Source organism: Streptomyces sp. NPDC002057 (assembly GCF_040296665.1).
Classification (GTDB): Bacteria; Actinomycetota; Actinomycetes; order Streptomycetales; family Streptomycetaceae; genus Streptomyces.
On the sequence record NZ_JBEOXR010000028.1, the window covers coordinates 26,637 to 46,057 of the forward strand.

At 72.8% G+C, this 19,421-nt stretch carries 15 protein-coding genes and 1 pseudogene; 9 read left to right on the forward strand and 7 right to left on the reverse strand.

Features of this window, described 5'->3' with window-relative positions; all coding sequences use genetic code 11:
* Positions 1-9 precede the first annotated feature (9 nt).
* Positions 10-405, reverse strand: coding sequence for a TOBE domain-containing protein (locus ABT129_RS21805; protein ID WP_351903927.1), 396 nt, complete (start codon positions 403-405; stop codon positions 10-12).
* A gap of 150 nt (positions 406-555) precedes the next feature.
* Between ABT129_RS21805 and ABT129_RS21810 the strand changes: the two genes are divergently transcribed.
* Complete coding sequence (locus ABT129_RS21810; protein ID WP_351903930.1) at positions 556-1,023, forward strand: SRPBCC family protein; 468 nt, start codon at positions 556-558, stop codon at positions 1,021-1,023.
* A gap of 79 nt (positions 1,024-1,102) precedes the next feature.
* Here the strand turns inward: ABT129_RS21810 and ABT129_RS21815 are convergent, their stop codons facing one another.
* From ABT129_RS21815 to ABT129_RS21825, 3 genes are all read right to left on the reverse strand, one after another.
* The gene (locus ABT129_RS21815) at positions 1,103-1,522 is read right to left on the reverse strand and encodes a hypothetical protein (RefSeq protein WP_351903932.1); all 420 of its coding nucleotides are present in this window, start codon (positions 1,520-1,522) and stop codon (positions 1,103-1,105) included.
* An 88-nt stretch (positions 1,523-1,610) separates the two neighbouring features.
* Positions 1,611-3,779 (reverse strand): RNA polymerase recycling motor ATPase HelR, encoded by a 2,169-nt coding sequence (helR, locus tag ABT129_RS21820; RefSeq protein WP_351903935.1) that lies wholly within the window; start codon positions 3,777-3,779, stop codon positions 1,611-1,613.
* 166 nt (positions 3,780-3,945) lie between these two features.
* The gene (locus tag ABT129_RS21825) at positions 3,946-5,193 is read right to left on the reverse strand and encodes a serine hydrolase domain-containing protein (RefSeq protein WP_351903938.1); all 1,248 of its coding nucleotides are present in this window, start codon (positions 5,191-5,193) and stop codon (positions 3,946-3,948) included.
* 270 nt (positions 5,194-5,463) lie between these two features.
* Between ABT129_RS21825 and ABT129_RS21830 the strand changes: the two genes are divergently transcribed.
* The 8 genes from ABT129_RS21830 to ABT129_RS21865 all read left to right on the forward strand — a co-directional run bounded on the left by ABT129_RS21830 (position 5,464) and on the right by ABT129_RS21865 (position 15,064).
* Positions 5,464-6,081, forward strand: coding sequence for a rhodanese-like domain-containing protein (locus ABT129_RS21830; protein WP_351903941.1), 618 nt, complete (start codon positions 5,464-5,466; stop codon positions 6,079-6,081).
* A 389-nt stretch (positions 6,082-6,470) separates the two neighbouring features.
* The gene (locus tag ABT129_RS21835) at positions 6,471-8,222 is read left to right on the forward strand and encodes a lysyl oxidase family protein (protein WP_351903944.1); all 1,752 of its coding nucleotides are present in this window, start codon (positions 6,471-6,473) and stop codon (positions 8,220-8,222) included.
* 149 nt (positions 8,223-8,371) lie between these two features.
* Positions 8,372-9,625 (forward strand): hypothetical protein, encoded by a 1,254-nt coding sequence (locus tag ABT129_RS21840; protein WP_351903947.1) that lies wholly within the window; start codon positions 8,372-8,374, stop codon positions 9,623-9,625.
* 528 nt (positions 9,626-10,153) lie between these two features.
* Positions 10,154-11,500, forward strand: a complete 1,347-nt coding sequence (gdhA, locus tag ABT129_RS21845; protein WP_351903950.1) for an NADP-specific glutamate dehydrogenase — start codon at positions 10,154-10,156, stop codon at positions 11,498-11,500.
* 211 nt (positions 11,501-11,711) lie between these two features.
* Positions 11,712-13,076, forward strand: a complete 1,365-nt coding sequence (locus tag ABT129_RS21850; protein ID WP_351903953.1) for a diacylglycerol/lipid kinase family protein — start codon at positions 11,712-11,714, stop codon at positions 13,074-13,076.
* 139 nt (positions 13,077-13,215) lie between these two features.
* Positions 13,216-13,719 (forward strand): P-loop nucleotide/nucleoside kinase family protein, encoded by a 504-nt coding sequence (locus ABT129_RS21855; protein WP_351903956.1) that lies wholly within the window; start codon positions 13,216-13,218, stop codon positions 13,717-13,719.
* A gap of 59 nt (positions 13,720-13,778) precedes the next feature.
* Positions 13,779-14,231: a hypothetical protein gene (locus ABT129_RS21860; RefSeq protein ID WP_351903959.1), complete on the forward strand. Its 453-nt coding sequence runs from the start codon at positions 13,779-13,781 to the stop codon at positions 14,229-14,231.
* A 164-nt stretch (positions 14,232-14,395) separates the two neighbouring features.
* Positions 14,396-15,064: an MSMEG_1061 family FMN-dependent PPOX-type flavoprotein gene (locus tag ABT129_RS21865; RefSeq protein ID WP_351903962.1), complete on the forward strand. Its 669-nt coding sequence runs from the start codon at positions 14,396-14,398 to the stop codon at positions 15,062-15,064.
* A gap of 135 nt (positions 15,065-15,199) precedes the next feature.
* Here ABT129_RS21865 and ABT129_RS21870 read toward each other — a convergent pair whose 3' ends face one another.
* The 3 genes and pseudogenes from ABT129_RS21870 to ABT129_RS21880 form a co-directional block, all read right to left on the reverse strand.
* Positions 15,200-16,330, reverse strand: coding sequence for a COG1470 family protein (locus ABT129_RS21870; protein ID WP_351903965.1), 1,131 nt, complete (start codon positions 16,328-16,330; stop codon positions 15,200-15,202).
* A 4-nt stretch (positions 16,331-16,334) separates the two neighbouring features.
* Positions 16,335-18,092, reverse strand: coding sequence for an FG-GAP repeat domain-containing protein (locus ABT129_RS21875; protein WP_351903968.1), 1,758 nt, complete (start codon positions 18,090-18,092; stop codon positions 16,335-16,337).
* Between the two features lie 242 nt (positions 18,093-18,334).
* Positions 18,335-18,526: pseudogene (locus ABT129_RS21880) on the reverse strand (CorA family divalent cation transporter); the annotation flags it as partial.
* Between the last annotated feature and the right edge of the window lie 895 nt (positions 18,527-19,421).

The window sequence follows — 19,421 nt, forward strand, 5'->3', positions numbered from 1 at the left end:
CGACCGGGGTCAGGCGAGGTCGATGTGCACGTTGGTCGACTTCACGCGCGCGGTGACGGTGATACCCACGGCGATCCCCAGCTCCTCGACCGCCTCCCGCGTCACCAGCGACACCAGGTGGTGCGGACCCGACTGGACCTCCACCTGCGCGGCCACGTCGTCGACCCGTACGGCCGTCACGATCCCCACGAACGAGTTCCGTACGGACGTGGGCACCTCGTCGGCCACGGCGTGCGCACCGGACCCGCGCTCCTTGGCGAAGCGCGCCAGGCTCACCCCGTCGACCGTCCGGTTGCCGGAGCCGTCCCGGTCCACGCGCAACCGCCCGCCGTCCGCCCACCGGCGCACGGTCTCCGAACTCACTCCGAGCAGCCGAGCTGCCTGCCCAATGCTGTACGACGGCACGACGTCACTCTAGGCGAAGCGGAGGGGGCCGGGCGGCCGGTGGAGAGCCCGGCGGAGAGGCCCCGCGGAGGCGTCGCCCGAGGTGCTGCCGGGCGCCGCCCTGGCTACGCTGCGCAGGGACGCAGCGGCCGGACGAAGGGAGAAGCCCTGATGACGATCCCCCCGACGCCCATGGACACCGTCACCCTGGAGCGGCGCATCGGCGCCGGCCCCGAAACCGTCTTCGGCTTCTTCACCGACCCCGGGAAGTGGCTGTCCTGGATGGGGGCCGAGGGCACGTTCGCCTTCGAACCGGGCGGCTCGTACCGCACCCGGATCACCGGCGGGGACGTCGCCGCCGGCCGGTTCATCACCGTCGACCCGCCCCGCCGGCTCGTCTTCAGCTGGGGCTGGGAGTCCGGCCCCGTGGCCGTCCCGCCGGGCTCCAGCACCATCGAGATCACCCTCGCGCCGACCTCGTACGGCACCGACCTCCGGCTGATCCACAGCGGCCTGCCCACCCCGGAGTCCTGCGAGGCCCACGCCGAGAGCTGGCAGCACTACGTCGACCGCCTCGCGGCCCGCGCCGAGGGCGGCGACCCCGGACCGGACACCTGGACGCGGCAGCCGGAGGGCTGAACACCCGCCGGACGGCGCGGCGGGAGCATGGGTGGGCCCGCCGCCCGAGGCGCGGACGACGGGCCCGACGTACGGGAGGTCAGGCTCCCACGGTCAGCGGAGCCCGGCCCGGGGCGCCGGCGCCGAGCTCGCGGACGAGCCGGAGCCCGAGGCGCAGGTACGCGCCCAGGTCCGCGCGGGGGGCCTTGCGGACGAGATGGCGGACCGCCTGCATGGCCTCCCAGGCGGAGGTGTGCGCCAGGGTCCCGCCCCAGCCGTCCCCGAGACCGTCCCAGAGGTACGCGCTGAACCCGAGCTGGAGCGCCCCGTCCCGGCGGCGCTCCTCCTCGTGCGCGTCCAGGGCCTCAGCGAAGAATCGTTCCGCCTCGGCGGGGGGCAACGCGGAGCGGATGATGCGCAGGTACGGCGCGACAAGCGACGCGACCTCGGGGCACTCCCCACCGGGAACGACCTGGTCGCCGAGAACGGGTGTGGTGGCTGGCTCGCATGTCTGAGTCATGAACCTATCGATACGTCATGTCATCGCAGGAACGGCCGTGGCGCGCCCACACGACACCGGTTCGCCCCACGGGGCTCCCCGTCCGGGGTCAGGAGCTCGTCAGGACGACGAGTTGCCTGGTCGCACGGGTCATCGCGACATACCGGTCGACCGCACCCGCGATGCCTCCGCCGAACCTCTCCGGGTCCACGAGGACGACCAGGTCGAACTCGAGGCCCTTCGCCAGGGACGGGGTCAGCGACCGCACCCGGTCCGTCGGCCGGAAGCCCGGGGCCCCGATCACACAGGCCACCCCGTCGTCGTGGGCGGCGAGCCACGCGTCGAGGACCGAGTCCAGCTCCGCCACCGGACCGTGGACGACCGGGACGCCGCCGGCGCGGACCGACGTCGGCACGTTCGCGTCCGGGAGCGCCGCCCGGATGGCCGGCTCGGCCTCCGCCATGACCTCCTCCGGCGTCCGGTAGTTGATGCCCAAGGAGGCCACGGTGATCCGGTCGAGCCCGACGCGTTCCAGCCGGTCCTGCCAGGACTCCGTGAACCCGTCCCTGGCCTGGGCCCGGTCGCCGACGACGGTGAAGCTCCGGGACGGACAGCGCAGCAGCAGCATCTGCCACTCCGCGTCGGTGAGTTCCTGCGCCTCGTCCACGACGATGTGCGCGAACGGGCCGGCGAGCAGGTCCGGCTCGGCGCCCGGCAGGACGGCCGTGTCGACCAGGCTCTCCTTGAGGTCCTGCCCGCGCAGCATCGTCACCGCGCCCTCACCGTCCACATCGGCCGCGAGCACGTCGTCGATGACATCGGCCATCCGCCGCCGCTCCGCCGCGAGGACGGCCTCGTGCCGACGCCTGCGCCGCGCCGCCTCGGGGTCGCCGAGCCGGTGCCGGGCCGCGTCCAGGAGCGGCAGGTCGGAGACCGTCCAGGCCTGCGCGTCCTCGCGCCGGAGCGAGCCGGCCTCCTCGCGGCTCAGCCACGGGGCGCACTTGCGCAGGTACGCGGGGACCGACCACAGGTCCCCGACGAGGTCGGCCGCCTCGATCATCGGCCACGCGCCGTGCAGCGCCCCGGCCAGCTCCTCGTCCTGCCGCAGCGCCCTGCGGAACTCCTCGGCCGGGACCTCGTCGTCGAGCTTGCCGCTCAGGATCGCGACCAGCTCGTCCCAGATCTGCTCCCGCGCCTCGTTGTGCGGCGTACCGGCCTCCGGCGCGTCGAACGCCTCGGCCCAGTCGTCGGCGGTCAGCCGGATGTCGGCCCAGTCGGTCGAGACCGTCATGCCCCGGGTGGGCGGCTCCTCGTAGAACCTGACGGCCGTCTCGATCGCCCGCACCATGTCCGCCGACGACTTCAGCGCCGCCACGGCCGGGTCCCGCTCGGCCGAGGCCCTGGGCCCCTCGGCGACGAGGTCCCGCACGGTGCAGGTCTGCACGCCCTCCTCGCCGAGGCTGGGCAGGACGTCGGAGACGTACGCCAGGTAGGGCTGGTGCGGACCGACGAAGAGGACGCCGCCCCGGCGGTGACCGAGGCGCGGGTCCGCGTAGAGCAGGTGCGCGGAGCGGTGCAGCGCGACGACGGTCTTTCCCGTACCGGGCCCGCCGTCGACGACGAGCGTGCCCCGGGAGCCCGCCCGGATGATCGCGTCCTGGTCGGCCTGGATCGTGGCGAGGACGTCCCGCATGCGCGGCGACCGGCTGCCGCCCAGACTGGCGATGAACGCGGACTGGTCGTCGAGCGCCGCGTGCCGTTCCAGACCGTCGGCGGTGAAGACCTCGTCCCAGTAGTCGCTGATCCGGCCGCCGGTCCAGCGGTACCTGCGGCGGCTCGCCAGACCCATCGGGTCGGCGTGCGTCGCCCCGAAGAACGGCTCGGCGGCGGGGGAGCGCCAGTCGACGAGCAGCCGCCGCCCCGTGCTGTCGGTGAGACCGAGGCGCCCGATGTACACGGGCTCGGCGCCGTCCGCGCCGACGATCCGGCCGAGGCAGAGATCCAGACCGAAGCGGCGCAGGGTGCGCAGGCGGCCGGTCAGCCGGTGGATCTCCGCGTCCCGGTCCATCGCCTCCCGGCCGACGCCTCCCGGTGCCCTGCGCGTGGCGTCGAGGCGGTCGGACAGTTCGGCGATCGTCTGCGCGAGGCTCTCCGCGATGTCCGCGAAGTGCCGCTCGTCGCCCGCGATCAGCGCGGGGTCGGCCTTGGGGGAGAGACGGTCGGGAAGGTCGAACGCACCGGTGCCGGACGACTGGTCCACCGACGAGAGCACACGCACTTGATGAATCCCATTTCTGCAGGTCCGAGCTGGCTGAGATGGGTGATTCTGCGGTACCGAGGGGGCCTTGCCGCAAGCCCCCCTGTGCGCTATACCTTGAGAGTGGCGAGAGGTGAGTACTCCCTCCCACACCCCGACCTCCCCCCCGCAGCACCGCGCCGTGCGACTAGCGCGGGGTGATGGCACCCGCGTAGACGTTGTCCGGAGTGACGATCTCGGTGATCGCCCGGGCGAGCAGGGTGGACGGCTCCTGGCCCTGGACCTGGGAGTCCGTGTTGATCATCAGGACCAGGGTGGCCTTCTGCGAGGGCAGGTAGACCGTCACCGTCTCGTAGCCGGGGATGGAGCCGTTGTGCCCGATCCAGCCGTTCGTCTCCAGGATGCCCAGGCCGTAGGTGGTGCCCGGGATGCCGGTCGGCAGCGTCTTCAGACGCTGGGCCTGGGTCCCGGGGCTGAGCAGCTCACCGGTGGCGACGATCCTGGCCCAGCGGCGCAGGTCGTGCAGGTCGGAGATCATCGCCCCGGCCGTCCAGGCCCAACTGGGGTTCCAGTCCGTGGCGTCCGCGACCGCGCCGCTCAGCGTCTGGTCGGTGTAGCCGCGCGGGTGCGGCTCGGGGAACTCGGAGCCCGTCGGGAACAGCGTGTGGCGCAGGTCCGCCGGACGGAGGATCCGCCGGTGGACGACGTCGGCGGCCCGCTGTCCGGTGACCTTCTCGATCACGAGGCCGAGCAGGACGAGATTGGTGTTGGAGTACTCGAACCGCGCGCCCGGCGCGAAGGTGTTCTTGTGCTTGAAGCCGTACGCGAGCACCTCCCGCGGTGTGAAGGAGCGCTGCGGGTCGCTCAGCAGGTCGTGGATGAAGTCCGGGTCGGACGTGTACGGGAAGAGGCCGCTGCGCATCCCGGCGAGCTGCCGCAGCGTGATCCGGTCGCCCTTCGGCACGCCGCGCACGTACGTGGAGATCGGGTCGTCGAGACCGATCCGCCCCTCGTCGACGAGCTGGAGCAGCGCGGTGACCGTGAAGGTCTTGGTCTCGCTGCCGATGCGGACGAAGCCGTCCTTCTCCATCGGCCTTCGGGTGACGGTGTCGGCGACCCCGGTGGCGCGGACGTAACCGCCCTTGCCCGGCATCCACAGTCCGACGACGACACCGGGGACACCGGCCTGCTCGCGGACCTCCTCGATCGTCTCGTCCAGACGGGCGGTCAGCTCGGGCCCGAGCCCGCCCTCCGGGCAGTCCTCCTGCCCGAGTGACCCGAGTGACCCGAGTGATCCGAGTGGCCCGAGCTGCCCCGCGCCCGCGGTGACGGGTGCGGCGTGGACGGGCGTGGCGGGCGTCGTCGCCAGCGGCGCCAGCACGGACGCCACGAGCAGCGTCGCGGCGATGAGTCGGCGAGGGGGGGTACGTCGCATGGCGGGACGCCTCTTCCAGGTCATGGTCAGGGACGGCAACATCACCACCGACCTCCCACCGGGCCCCCGCGCTCCCCGCTCCGCCTCCCGGCGAGTCCACTCGTTCGGCGCCACCCGGGCCGCCGGGGCGCGATTGTTGCAGTCATGTGTGCGGTCGGCCCGAGGCCACGTCCGGAGGCCGCGGGCCGGTTAGCGTGGGCGGCACGGGGTTCTGTCCACGACCGAAGAGCCACCACGCACCGCCGTGGATCACCAAGGATGGCAGCCGCGATGCACACCTCCCCAGACCTCGACGCCGACCAGGCCCGCACCCGCCTGCACGAGCTGACCGTCGTCGACGTCCGCACCCCCGCCGAGTACGCCTCCGGGCACCTGCCGGGCGCGCTCAACGTCCCGCTCGACCGGCTCGGCCACGCCGTGCCCGCGCTCAGGGAAGCCGCGGGCCGGGGCGAACTGCTGCTCGTGTGCCAGGGAGGCGGCCGGTCCGAGAGCGCCCGCGCGCAGCTCGCCGCACACGGCGTGACCGCTCTCAACCTCACCGGCGGCACCAGCGCCTGGGCCTCCGGCGGCCACGCCCTCGACCGTCCCGAGGGCGCCCCGCCGAAGGCCGTCTGGGCGATGGAGCGCCAGGTCCGCCTCGCGGCCGGTGCACTGGTCCTGATCGGCCTGGCGCTCGGCCTTCTCCTGCACCCGGCCTGGCAGCTCCTGTCGGCGGGCGTCGCGGGCGGACTCGTCTTCTCGGCGCTCACCAACACGTGCGGCATGGCGCTGGTCCTGGGCCGTCTCCCGTACAACCGAGGCGCCGCGACCGGCCCGGACCTGGAGACGACACTGAACCGTCTGCGCGGCGGGGCGGAGGCGGCGGCGGAGCCGGGCGCACGGGGCTGAGGCCGAAGACGGAGACGGAGCCGGAGCCTTCGGCGAAACCGAATCTGCAGGCGCCACCGCCGCCGTCGCAGCCGGATCGGCGTCCGCGAACGCGGCCGGTCCGGCGTCCGCCCCCCTCGTCCGGACCCGCGTCCGCCGTCGAACGCGCCACCGATTCCCCGGCCGCGTCCGTCACCCTCCGGGCCCAACCGGTTTCCCTCACAGGGGCGCTATCCGGCCAACATCCCGACGATTTCGAACCTCCGGACAACCGGGCATCCGGTCCCCTCCTCTCACCGCACGGGCGCAGCGAGTGCCTCTCACCGCGCCGGCCGGGCCGCTGTTCCGTCCCGTCGGCCGGGTGGGCCGCTGCCTGCTCCGTCTCACAGCATCCGGAGGACGAGGGAACGATGACCACTACGCGCACCAACCGGCTGCGGCGTCCGCTGCTCGCCGGTACCACGGCCGTCGCCGCCATGGCCGTGACGGTCGGCTTCATGGCCGCCACGCCGGACCAGGCGAAGGCCGCGCCGGGCCCCAAGCTGAGTCTCATCGCGGCGACCGGCTCGGTCACGCTCACCTCGTGGAAGGAGGACCCGGGCGTCTACCTCGACCTGGGCACCTACCTGACCGCGGAGGGAACCCCGCTGGAGTTCAAGGTGACCCGGAAGTCCTACAAGGACCCGGTGACCATCACCCAGACCGTGTTCGAGGGCGGGAAGGCGAAGGCCAAGACCCTGCCCGCGGGCACGGTGAAGGACTTCTCCGGCCTGCCCGGCTTCGCGGAGATCACCGTCACCGACAAGAACGGCAAGAAGGTCGTCAGCCGGACGGAGAGCTTCTGCCCGAACAACGCCAGCGGCCGGGTCCGGCCCGACGCGCCCTCCACCTCGAAGTATCCGGAGAGCTGCCCCACGAACCCCTTCACGCTCGGTTCGGTGTGGGGCGTCGAGAAGGGGTGGGCCGCCAACACGTACGGCGGTTCCTACACCCAGCCGGTGAAGCTCGCCGCCGGCGCGTACACGGCGAAGATCGGGGTCGCGAAGAAGTACCGCGACCTCTTCGGCATCGCCGACAAGCCCGCGACGGTCAAGGTCACCGTCCAGGAGCGCAGCTGGGAGGAGGGCCCCGGTGTCGCGGGCGCCCGTTCCTCCGCCGCGGGGGAGCACGCCGGGCACGGCGCCGCCCACCAGGCCCCGTCCGCCCACGCCGGCCACGGCGCGGCGCACGCCCCGAAGCCCGCCCAGGCCGGCGCACCGGAGACGAGCGGCGCGGGCCCCTCGTACAACGTGGGTCACGGCCCGCTGAAGGCCGCGCCGCCCGCCCTGCCGTGGGCGCTGAAGAAGCAGCAGGCCGCGCGCGCCGACATGCAGGCCGCGGACACCACCGGGCAGACCGACGGCTCGCGCCAGGCGCCCGCCCTCACGCCGCTGGCCAAGCGGCCCACCGGCAAGGCCTCCGTGCCGAACGTTCCCAAGCCCGACCTGCGGTCGCTGCCTGCCTACGGCATCACCATCAGCGACGGTGGCCAGAACGTCCCCGGCAAGGACTACCTGGCGTTCAGCGCGAACGTCTGGAACGCCGGTCCGGCCCAGCTCGTGGTGGACGGCTTCCGTTCGCCCGGCAAGGCCAAGATGGACGCCTACCAGTACTTCTACGACGCCAACGGCAAGCAGGTCGGCTACACCCCGACCGGCACCATGGAGTGGGACCCGCGCCCGGGCCACGTGCACTGGCACTTCACCGACTTCGCCAGCTACCGGCTCCTGAAGGCCGACCAGAAGGAAGCGGTGCGCAGCGGCAAGGAGGCGTTCTGCCTGGCCAACACCGACGCCGTCGACTACACGGTGAAGAACGCCAACTGGCATCCCTTCAACACCGACCTCGCCACCGCCTGCGGCCAGGAGAACTCCATCTCCGTCCGCGAGGTGCTGGACGTCGGCTCCGGTGACACCTACACCCAGGACCTGCCGGGCCAGTCGTTCGACATTACCGACATCCCCAACGGCACGTACTACATCCAGGTGCTGGCCAACCCGGCCAAGCGGCTGAAGGAGACCAACCTCGACAACAACAGCGCCCTGCGGAAGGTCGTCCTCGGCGGGACGAAGGGTGCCCGGACCGTGACCGTTCCCGCGCACGAGCTCGTGAACGCGAACTGATCACCCACCTCCGGTGAACGGGCGGGTGGTGCGGCGGACGCCGCGCCACCCGCCCTTCCCGTCCGCCCCGGGGGCGGCCCGCGCGCCGAGGGACCTCGTTCTCACCGGATCGGCCCCGGAGAGCGGCCCGCCCTGGCACGCTTGCCGTCGTGAGCTACGTCGTGACCGTGGAGACACGCCTCCCTGTGGGCGCCGATGAGCTGGACGCGCTGCGACAGGTCGGCGCGTCCGCGCTCCTGGAACGCGGGTTCGACACCGTGGCGGCGATCGAAGGGCCGGAGGGAACCGAGGTCGACGTCCTGGAGACGATCGTCGCCGTCCATCCTGGCGGGGCGATCCTGAAGGTGTTCGTCCACGCGCCCTCCCTGGAGATCGCCGAGGACGCCGTGGGCTCCGTCGCGGAGGACGTCCTGGAGCACTCGGAGCTGCTGGCCGACTGGGTGGTGGAGAGCAGCGAGGTCAAGCTCCACATCGACCTGACCCGCGAGCGTCTGGAAGCCGCCGACGGCCCTGACGTACCGTCCAGCGACCTTCAGGCCCGCCGCGCCCAGCACACGGCGGGTGCCGACACCCCGGGGAGCACGGCGGAGAGCGGCGGCCATGAGGGCCCCGTCGACCACGAGGCCAGGATCCGGGCGCTTGCCCCGCGCCTGACCTCCTTCGCGCTCTCGTCCTTCGGCGGCGTCGACCCGGAGGAACGAGAGGGGGACGGGGCGATCCCCGCCCCCTTCGCCGCCCCCGGCCTCTCAGCCGTCCCCGGCCTCTCAGCGGCCGGTGCGGCGGCCGGTGGCGCCGCCGACGCCGGTGGCGCCGCCGGTGCCGTCGGCGGTGGCGGTGCCATCGCCGCCGAGGCCGCCGAACTGGCCGCCGGAGCCCTGGTGTACGCCTCGGAGCTGCTCATCGACGAGCTGTACGACGACGTCCAGACCCTCGCCGAGGAGGAGACGAACGTCGCCGAGTGCGGTGACGAGCTCTGGCACCTGGGCGACCTGCCGCCGCGTTACGCCCTCCGGTACGACGTGCTCTTCGCGCGCCGCTTCCTGACGACCGCCATCGCCCTCACCACCCGCTTCACCGACGGCAGCTTCCAGCGGCTGGGCTGCCTCGCGGAGGAGCTCGTCCTGAAGCACCTCCTGGAAGAGGCGCACGCCACCCTGGAGCTGTACGGGCTCCTCGACAGCGGCGCCGCCGAGGCGCTGGCGTGCTTCGCCGGCGGCGTCCACGAGGACATGGACGTCGTGTGGCTCTACGACCCGGAGGACGGCGTCGACGAGGCCCCCGGGCCGGACGGCACGGGCACCACGCCGCCTGCCTTCGACACGTGGTTCACCCCGTTCGACGCCGACCGGTACGTCCACCCCTACGCCGCCGACGAGGAAGCGGGGCCGGCGGACCGCCCGTGACGGTGACCGCCGTCGGTCCGGCGCGCCGAGCGGCACGGGCATGGGGGAGGACGCCCTCCGCCCTCACCTCACGTATCCCGGACTCCCGGGTCGTGCCGGCGCCGTCGTGGCCGCCGGCCGGTCGTCGGAGCGGCCGCGAAGAACGTCTTCCACGCGATCGCCCGCCACGGACACGGCTTCGCCCGGACCCCGTACCTCGGCACGCCGCCCGTCGGCCGACTCGCCGGCGCCGAGCCCCGCGAGGACCTCGGCGCCGTCCGCCGGACGGGGTCCCGGTTCCCTCCCGCACCCGTTCTCGACGCCCACCCGTTGGACGCGGTCTGGACGGGTCGGCCGGTTGTCTGATCGGCTCAGCACGAGGAGCTCCCGACCGAGGACGTCCGGAGCGACGGCGTCCGGGCCGATCAGGTCCGGGGCGCGCCTCTCCGGGCCCCGTGGGTCCGGGGCGAAGACCTCCGGACCGTGCGGATCCGGAGCGAAGATCTCCGGACCGTGCGGATCCGGAGCCGAGGAAAGCGGGACACAGCGGTGAACGTGAGCGAACACATCGAGGCCGTGTACACGGAGGTCCGTCGGCGCAACCCCGGGGAGGCCGAGTTCCACCAGGCGGCGGCCGAGGTGCTGGAGTCCCTCACCCCCGCGCTCGAACGGCACCCCGAGTACATCGAGACCGGGATCGTCGAGAGGCTGGTCGAGCCGGAGCGGCAGCTGATCTTCCGGGTGCCGTGGGTCGACGACCGGGGCGCCGTCCGCGTCAACCGCGGTTTCCGGGTGGAGTTCAGCAGCGCCCTCGGGCCGTACAAGGGAGGGCTGCGGTTCCACCCCAGCGTCAACCTCGGGATCGTCAAGTTCCTCGGGTTCGAGCAGATCTTCAAGAACGCGCTGACCGGGATGGCCATCGGCGGCGGCAAGGGCGGCGCCGACTTCGACCCCAAGGGCCGTTCGGACGGCGAGGTCATGCGGTTCTGCCAGTCCTTCATGACCGAGCTCTACCGTCACCTGGGGGAGCACACCGACGTGCCCGCCGGTGACATCGGTGTGGGCGGGCGCGAGATCGGCTACCTCTTCGGGCAGTACAAGCGGATCACCAACCGCTACGAGTCCGGCGTCCTCACCGGCAAGCCGGTCGGCTGGGGCGGCTCCCACGCCCGAACCGAGGCCACGGGGTACGGAGCCGTGTACTTCACGCAGGAGATGCTCGCCACGCGCGGCGAGGACTTCGACGGGCGGCGCGTGGTGGTGTCGGGATCCGGGAACGTGGCCCTGTACGCGGTGGAGAAGGTCCATGCCCTGGGCGGCCGCGTGGTGGCCTGCAGCGACTCCTCCGGGTACCTCGTCGACGAGGACGGCATCGACCTGGAACTGCTGAAGGACCTCAAGGAGGTCCGGCGCGCCCGGATCTCCGACTACGTGGAGGCCAAGCCGGCCGCGCGGTTCTCCGCCCGCGGCCGGGTGTTCGACATCCCGTGCGACATCGCCCTGCCGTGCGCGACCCAGAACGAGCTGGGCCGCGACGACGCCGTGGCCCTGGTCAAGAACGGGGTGCGGGCCGTGGCCGAGGGCGCGAACATGCCGTGCACGCCGGAGGCGGTGGCGGTGTTCCGCGAGGCCGGGGTCCTCTTCGGCCCCGGAAAGGCCGCGAACGCGGGTGGCGTGGCCACGTCGGCGCTGGAGATGCAGCAGAACGCCTCCCGCGACACCTGGTCCTTCGAGCAGACCGAGTCCCGGCTCGCCGAGGTCATGCGAGACGTCCACACCCAGTGCCGTACGACGGCCGAGGCGTACGGCGGCACCTCCGACGACTACGTGCTGGGCGCCAACGCGGCCGGGTTCCTGAGGGTCGCCGAGGCGATGGCGGCACAGGGCGTCATCTGAGGTCCGCCCGGCCCGGACGGCCTCGACCTCCCGGTGGTGCCGGGTGCCCCGGTGCCCGGCACCACCGGGCGGGCGCGTCCGCGGCCGGGCGCGGCGCGCGGGTCGTCCTCTTCATCCTCCCGGTCCCGCCGGGATGCCCACCGGTCCGGGAGTGGGCAGGCTGGTGCCTCGGGCCAGGGCGTGGAGCCGTACAGGGCAGGGAGAGGACACCATGGGCGGGACGCGTGTGGAGGAGCCCGCCAGGAGTGGCGCGGCGCGGCTGCTCGCGCGTCTCGCCGTGCTCGCGGCGACCGGTTCGGTGGTCGTGCTCGTGCTCGCGGTGGGAAAGGGCGGGATCAAGGTCGTCCTGGCGGGGTTCCTCGGACTCGTCCTCTGCGCCGCCGGCCTGTGGTGGTTCGTGGCGCACCGCGGTGCGGTGCGGCTGCTCGGCGCGGTGCTCGCGGTCGCGGCACCCGTCGCCGTCCTGGTGCTGTTCGCACGCGACGGCCTGTGGCTGACGGCGCTGGTCCTGCTCCTGTGCTGGGGCGCGACGCTCGCCTTCGCCCGGGCGGCGCTGCGCACCTCGCGCCCGAGACGGTCGGCGCCGGCGGTCTCCGCGCCCCGGCCGAGCAGGCCGGTCCTGATCATGAACCCGAAGTCGGGCGGCGGGAAGGTCGGCCGCTTCGGTCTGGTCGAGCGGGCGGAGGAGCTGGGCGCCCGGGTGATCCTGCTCGATCCGTCGGCCCCGGCCGACGTCGCCGAACTGGCCCGCGGGGCCGTCGCCGAGGGGGCGGACCTGCTGGGCGTCGCGGGCGGCGACGGCACGCAGGCCCTGGTGGCCGCGGTCGCCGCCGAGCACGACCTGCCGTTCCTCGTGGTGTCCGCCGGCACCCGCAACCACTTCGCCATGGACCTGGGCCTCGACCGCTCCGACCCGTCCCGCTGCCTCGACGCGCTGGCCGACGGAGAGGAGCTCCGGATCGACCTGGGCGACGTCTCGGGCCGGGCGTTCGTCAACACGGTGTCCTTCGGGGTGTACGCCGATGTCGTGCAGCGGCCGGAGTACCGCGACGACAAGGCGGGCACGGCACTGAACCTCATGCCGGACCTGTTGGTCGGTGAGGGGGTACGGCGGTTGGACGCGCGGGTCGACGGCACCACGCTCTCCGACCAGCAGGCCCTGCTGGTCAGCAACAACCCGTACGTCTCGCCGGACGAGCTGAGCGGCGGCGGCCGTCGTCCCCGGCTGGACGACGGCGAGCTGGGCGTGCTCGGCATCCGGGTGGAGGACGCGGCGCAGGCCGCCGACCTGGCGCTGCGGGGCTCGCAGTCCTCGGGTCTCACCGTCCTGACCGCGCAGCGCGTCGAGGTGACCTCCGGGGCGGTGGACGAGATCGCCGTGGCAGTCGACGGCGAGGCCCTGCGGATGCCCACCCCGGTGGTGTGCACGCTGCGCGCGGGCGCCCTTCGGGTCCTGGTGCCGCGCGACCGTCCGGGTGTCGCCGTCCCCACGCCCCCGGTGAGATGGCGACGGATCTTCGACCTCGCCTTCGGCCGCACCGAGCCGAAGACCGGCGACGGCTCGAACCGCGCGTGAGTCCGCCCGTGAACCGGCCGGCCGCTCGGCGGCGTCGCAGCGCCGGGACGCCGGCCCGCGACGGGTCGCGGAACTCGCTTCCTCCTGGCTGCGACAGGAGCGATGATCTCCCTGCGTACTCGACGAGGGAGAGGCGATCATGGGCGACCGCCGGCCGAGACTCGTGCTCCTGTGCGGCCTGCCCGGAGCCGGGAAGACCACCGCGGCCAGGAGACTGGAGCGCGAGCTGGCCGCTGTGCGCCTGTGCCCGGACGAGTGGCTCACCGAGCTCGGCCTCGACCTCTTCGACGGGGAGGCGCGGGACCGCGTCGAGCGGCGCCTGTGGCGGCACGCCCAGGACCTGCTGGCCTCCGGAGCGGTGGTGATCCTGGAGAACGGGTTCTGGCAGCGCACGGAACGCGATGAGAAGCGGCTCCGCGCCCGCGCGCTCGGTGCGGATGTCGAACTGCGCTATCTCACCGTGCCGATGGGTGAACTGGAACGACGCATCGCCCTCCGGAACCAGGAACCCGGCTCGGTGGTGCTGACCGCCGAACTGCTCACAGCGTCCCTGGCCGCCTTCGAGGCACCGACCCGGACCGAACTCGCGCTGTTCGATCCGCCGCTGGCCTGGACGGGGTCGAGGACGGAGTCGGGATCGTGATCGGGGGCCGGGACAGGGACAGAGCCGGGGACGGGATTCGCGTGAGGAGCAGGAAGACCATGGCTGCGGAACGAAGCATCCGGACGAACTTCGCCTTCTACCCTCCCGAGGGGGACGGCGGAGCCTGGCACGCCACGCTGGACTCCCTGGAGCGGGCGCTGCGGGAGGCGTTCCCCGGCACCACCGTCGCGCACCGGAGGTCCGGCGTCCACGAGATGACCGTGCTGGACTTCGAGATCGAGCCGGCGCCGGACATGTGGGTGGACGGCACCGCGGCCATCAGCGAGCCCGACTACGCCTACATCACCCTCACCGATGTGACGGCGGACGAAGCGGGCATCTTCGCCGTCTGGCTGCGCGACTCCTTCGCCCCCGCGCCGAACCTCGTGGGCTTCGCCAGCAGCCTCGCCATGGCGAACGGCGAGGACACCCCCGCACCGCTGCCGACCGAAGGGGGCCGCGAAGACATGTGTGACCTGCTCCGCCGGCACCTCGACGCGTACGACCACTGACCGGCGGGACCACTGAGCGGCGGCCATCAAGCGCGCGGGAGCGGAGGGACGGTCCGACACGGTCCCGGACCTCCCGGCGGCGTACGCCCCTTCGGGCAGCTCATGTGGGTCGTCCTCGGCCCCTCCCGAAGAACCACCGCGCATCGGCCTACTAGGTTCGGGACATGACGACACCCCTTACCGGCCTTGCCGGCAGTGCCTTCGACTCGCTCCTCCGTGACGCCGTGCCCGACCGGCAGGCCTTGCGTCAGGTCTACGAGCTGCCCAAGGACGCGGCCCTGCGGAAACAGATGACCGAACTCACCGCGGAGACACGCCGGTTGATCGGATGCTCCTCGTTGGTCCTGGTCGCCAGCGCGGACGCCGAGGGAAACTGCGACGTCTCCCCGCGCGGGGGTCCCGCCGGGTTCGTCGCCGTGCTGGACGCGCGGACGGTGGCGATACCGGACGCGACGGGCAACAAGCGCCTGGACACCCTGCAGAACGTCATCGCCACGGGACGGGCCGGGCTGCTGTTCGTCATCCCGGGGCGCACCACGACGCTCCGGGTGAACGGCCGGGCCTGTGTCTCCACCCGTCCCGAGCTGCTCGCGCAGTTGACCGCGGTGGGCAAGCCGCCGGCCAGTGCGCTGGTGGTGGGGATCGAGGAGGTGTACCCGCACTGCCCCAAGTCGCTTCTGCGTAGCGGGGCCTGGAAGCCGGAGCAGTGGCTGCCGGCGGACGCCCAGCCGACGTCGGCCGAGGTGACGCTGGCCCAGCTGCGGATGCCGGAGCTGACGATCGCCGACATCGAGCGGACGGAGGCGGATTCGCTGAAGTACCGATACGAGTGACGGGCTGACCGGAGAGGGAAGCGGCGGGGCCGGACGAGATCGAGCGGTTCCGTGCGGACCGTCGTAGGCCCGGCCCGACGGATCCACGCGTCGGACACCGAGGGCCCGGCCGTCCCCGCCACGGCCGTTGCCCGGCTACGGACGTTCGGCGCCGCCTGCCTGCGCCTCTTGAGGCGCGTCGGCGGGCGGGTTTCCCGCACGGAGTCGCCGCCGCAGTGCGCGCAGCGCGGTGCGTTCCTCCGCGCGCCGTTGCAGCCAGGCGCGCCGTCGCCTGCGCGTGACGACGAGGAGAAGGACCAGGGCGAGGAAGCCGCCGACGATGAGGGCGGCGATGAGCCAGGGGAAGTAGGACAGCCGGACCGTGTTGCTGTCCACGGTCTTCGCCGCCCCGCCGGGAACCGTGGCGGTCACCGAGGCGGTGACCGTGCGACGGCCGAGCGCGGGGAGGTCGGCCATTCGGCCGGTGAGGGTGGCGCTGCCGCCGGGGATCACGTAGATCCCCGTGGGGGAGAGCGGGACGGTACGCGCGGAGCCGCCGCCGGTGATGTTCAGCGTTCCGGCGAAGGTGTAGAGGACGTTGCCCGTGTTGCGTACGGTCACGGTGAACTCCTCGCCGCCGCCCGCCGACCGGTGTTCCAGTTCCGTGAGGGAGACCTGGAGGTCGGCCGTGCCGGGGACGGTGAGTTCGACGAGCCGGGCGATACGGGTCTCGGTGTTCACCCCGCCACTGACCGCGGGGGTGCGCAGCGCGGTGACCAGGCTGCCGAGATAGCTGCCCGGCGGGGTGCCGGCGGGGACCGCGAGGGAGAAGCGGACCGTGGCGCTGCCCTTCGGCCGCACGGTGACGGTGGCCTCGGAGTCCAGCTTCAGCCAGGCCCCGACCGCGCCCATCCTCTGGCCCTCCTGCGCGGGGGCCAGGCCGCCGCCGGCCGCGTGGGCGACGTCGGCGCCGTAGACGTGGAAGGTCCGGGCCTCGTCGCTCGCGTTGTGGATGACCGCGGAGTCCTCGATCCGGGCGCCGGCCTTCAGCGCGTACCCGAAGTGTCCGCCGGTCAGCGTCGTCAGACCGTAGAGCCCGGCCCGCACGCCGAACGGCGCCCCCGCGGCGGAGTTCGGTGGAGTGGGCGACGGTACGGGGGCCGGCGCTGCCTGCGCGCCCGGCGCCAGAGCGAGCACGAGGCCCGTGAGGAGGAGGCTCCACAGAGCGGGGAACCGTGCCGGGTGGGTGGCGGTGGCGCCGCCCCGGGCGCGCGGACAGCTGTTCATCGGATCAGCCGGTGATCGTGTACTGGAGGGTGCCGCTGTACGAGCCGGGGGCCGTCTCCGTGGGGATGTTCCACTGCGCCGTCGACCCGTTGTGGGTGAAGACACCGCGGGTGCCGCCGTCGCCGGTGGCCATCGTCACGGCCGGGGAGAGGCTGGTGCCCGGCTGCGGGTTGTCGCCCTTGGGGAGGTGTCCGCCCGGGCCGGGCTTGGCGGTGCCCGTCCACTGGCCGCCGGTCCCGTTGAGGTGTCCGCCGGTCGTGATCCTCAGGTTGCTCCATCCGATGGTGTCCGTGCCGCTGACCAGGTCGGTGGTGGCGACGGTCACCGACCAGGGGGCGGTGGTGGAGAGGGTGTCGGTGTACGTGAACGTGCCGAGTCCGGCCGGGTTGCTGACGGTGCCGGGGGTCAGGGTGCCGAAGTCGACGGCCGGCAGGTCGACCTCCATCGACAGGACTCCGGGCGCCTTGGCGACCTGCATCGACATCGACTGGGCCGTGCGGTGCGGCTTCGAGGTGTTCAGCAGCACCTGCGCCGCGACGCCCGCGGCGGTGGAGGAGGCCACCAGGTCGGGCCGACCGTCGGCGTTCAGGTCGCCGACGGCGTACGAGCCGTTCCCGCCGCCCTTCACGTCGTACAGCGGGCCGGCGTTGCGGAAGGTGCCCGTGCCGTCGCCGAGCAGGACGGTGGGCTGGTCGTCGGGGCCGTTGTCGGTGACCAGGTCCGGCTTGCCGTCCGTGTCGACGTCGGTGATGGCCACGCCCTCGAGAGCGCCGCCGCCGACCGGGTAGGTGACCGGGGCGCGGAAGGATCCGGCGCCGTCGCCGAGGAAGACGGTGATCGTCCGGTCGGTGTGCGCGACGGCCACGTCCGGCTTGCCGTCGCCGCTCACGTCGCCGAGGGCGATGGCTCGGCCGAGGAAGACGCCGTCGGCGAAGCGGGTGGCCGGGCCGAGACGGCCCTTGCCGTCTCCGAGGAGGACGGAGATGTCGGAGGTGCCCGCGTTCACGGTGACCACATCGGGCTTGCCGTCGCCGTTCACATCCGCGGTTGCCAGGCCGGAGGGGCGCAGCTGCCCGGCGGAGTAGCTGCCGGGCCGGCCGCCGCCGACGTAGTGGTTGCTCGCGGTGCCGAGCGCGCCGGTGCCGTCGTTCGTCCACACGGAGACGTTGTCGCCGTTGGTGTTGGAGGTCAGCACGTCGGGCTTGGCGTCACCGTTCATGTCGGCGACCGTGATGTCCGCGGGGAACATGGCGTTCGTCGACGGGTTGACCAGCGTCGGCGCGAAGTAGGAGGTGGCCGGGGCGAAGCCGCCCTTGCCGTCGCCGAGCAGCTCGACGACGCTGCCCATGCTCTCCATGCCGTGCTGCGTGGGCTGCTTGGTCAGGGCCGCGGCGACGACCGCGTCCAGCCGGCCGTCACCGTTGAGGTCCGCGAGGGCGACCGCCGTCGGGAAGACGCCGGTGTCCAGCTTGAAGGAGACACCGGGGCCGAAGCCGCCCTTGCCGTCGCCGAGCGCGGCCACCAGGGTGTTCGATCCCCGGACCGGGGTGACGAGGTCGGCCTTGCTGTCGCCGTTCAGGTCGCCCAGCGCCGGCGCGGTGCCCTTCCCGGAGCCCGCGGGCAGCGGGACAGCGGTCGCCCCGCCGAAGGAGACGCGGGGATCCGGTGCGGCCTGGGCGGCCGGCGCCAGACACAGCCCGGCCACGAGCGCGGCCGCCGAGCCGAGCGCGAGCCCGGCTCCGCGTGGTGTGGAAGTCTTCAACGTACCTGCCCCTTGGCGATGTCGGTGCACGTCGACAGGAGGAGCCGACCTGCGGTGGGGTGTGGGGGGAGTCGATTGCAGTCAACACCGCCGCGCTGGGGATGTTCAGTGGATGTCCCACCAGTTCCGGGGCCCGCTCATGGGCATGACCTGGTGCTTCATACGACCGACGGCCGACTGCGCCCTCAGGGGCACCCCCGAGGGCGCACGTCTGTGAGGTCGATCAACGCCCCGGGCTCCGGCTAGAGCCAGTCCCGCCGCTTGAAGACGAAGTACAGGGTCGTGCACACCACCGCCATCAGCAGGATCGCGAACGGATAGCCGAAGGCCCAGTCCAGTTCCGGCATCGCGTCGAAGTTCATGCCGTAGATCGTGCCGACCAGGGTGGGCGCGAAGAGGATGGCCGCCCACGAGGAGATCTTTTTGAAGTCGTCGGCCTCACACGTCTGACCTGCGGGAATCGGTAGTGCGGGCGGTCTGACCTGCAGCAATCGACCTTTCAGAGTCTTTCACCCTGCTCCGCGTTTGTGCAGCCGGTTCCCCCCAACCCGCTCCCCAACGAGGCCTCATCCCCCCCCAGATTCCCCCCCAGCGGGACTGTCTCGCCAAGAGGGCACCGCAGGTTCCGGGGCCGTCCTCCGTCGCTCACGACCGGCTACTCAGGGGAGTGGCGGCGGGGCGGGGCAAGAGGCGCAGCGGGGCTGGAGGAGCTCGGCGAGGCTGCTGTTGCCCTGGGGCGCCGTCGCACGCTGGCAGAGCTCCACCACTTCAGCTGTCGGCTGGGAGCGCCTCGTGACGGAGCCGCAGGGCAAGTCCTTTTGATCGGTGGGGAGATCCTCCACTACCGGCTCATGGCTGAGGACCAGTCCGCCGCGGCGGACCCGCTGGTGCCCCTTCCGAAGGAGAGCAGCAGGACCGTGACTGGTGACCGCGCGGAGGCGCAGGACGTCGTCTCGTTCGTGCTGTCCGATCCCGGGGGCAGGAGGCGAGGGCGAGGGGCGAGGCGGCGGAGACGGAGCTCGGCATGGAGCTGTGCGCCCAGCTCCAGCCGTTCCAGGACCGCCACGACCAGGCCGTGCGCGACGGCGACGCGGCCCGGCTCACCGGGATCTGTCCCGGCAAGCACCGGCCGCTGGGGGCGGATCTGCGTCCTGTCCGACGATCACGCGACCTCGATGGAGGAACCGCACTGGGGCCGCTATAGCGAGGGCCGGCCGCGTGGGTGGTCAACGCCGATGACTGGTGACGCTGCGACGTTGGCAGGCGGAACCCCGGGCGCGCTGGGCGGCCCGGGGCCTTTCGCTGACCCTGGTCGGGGCACTGCGCCCT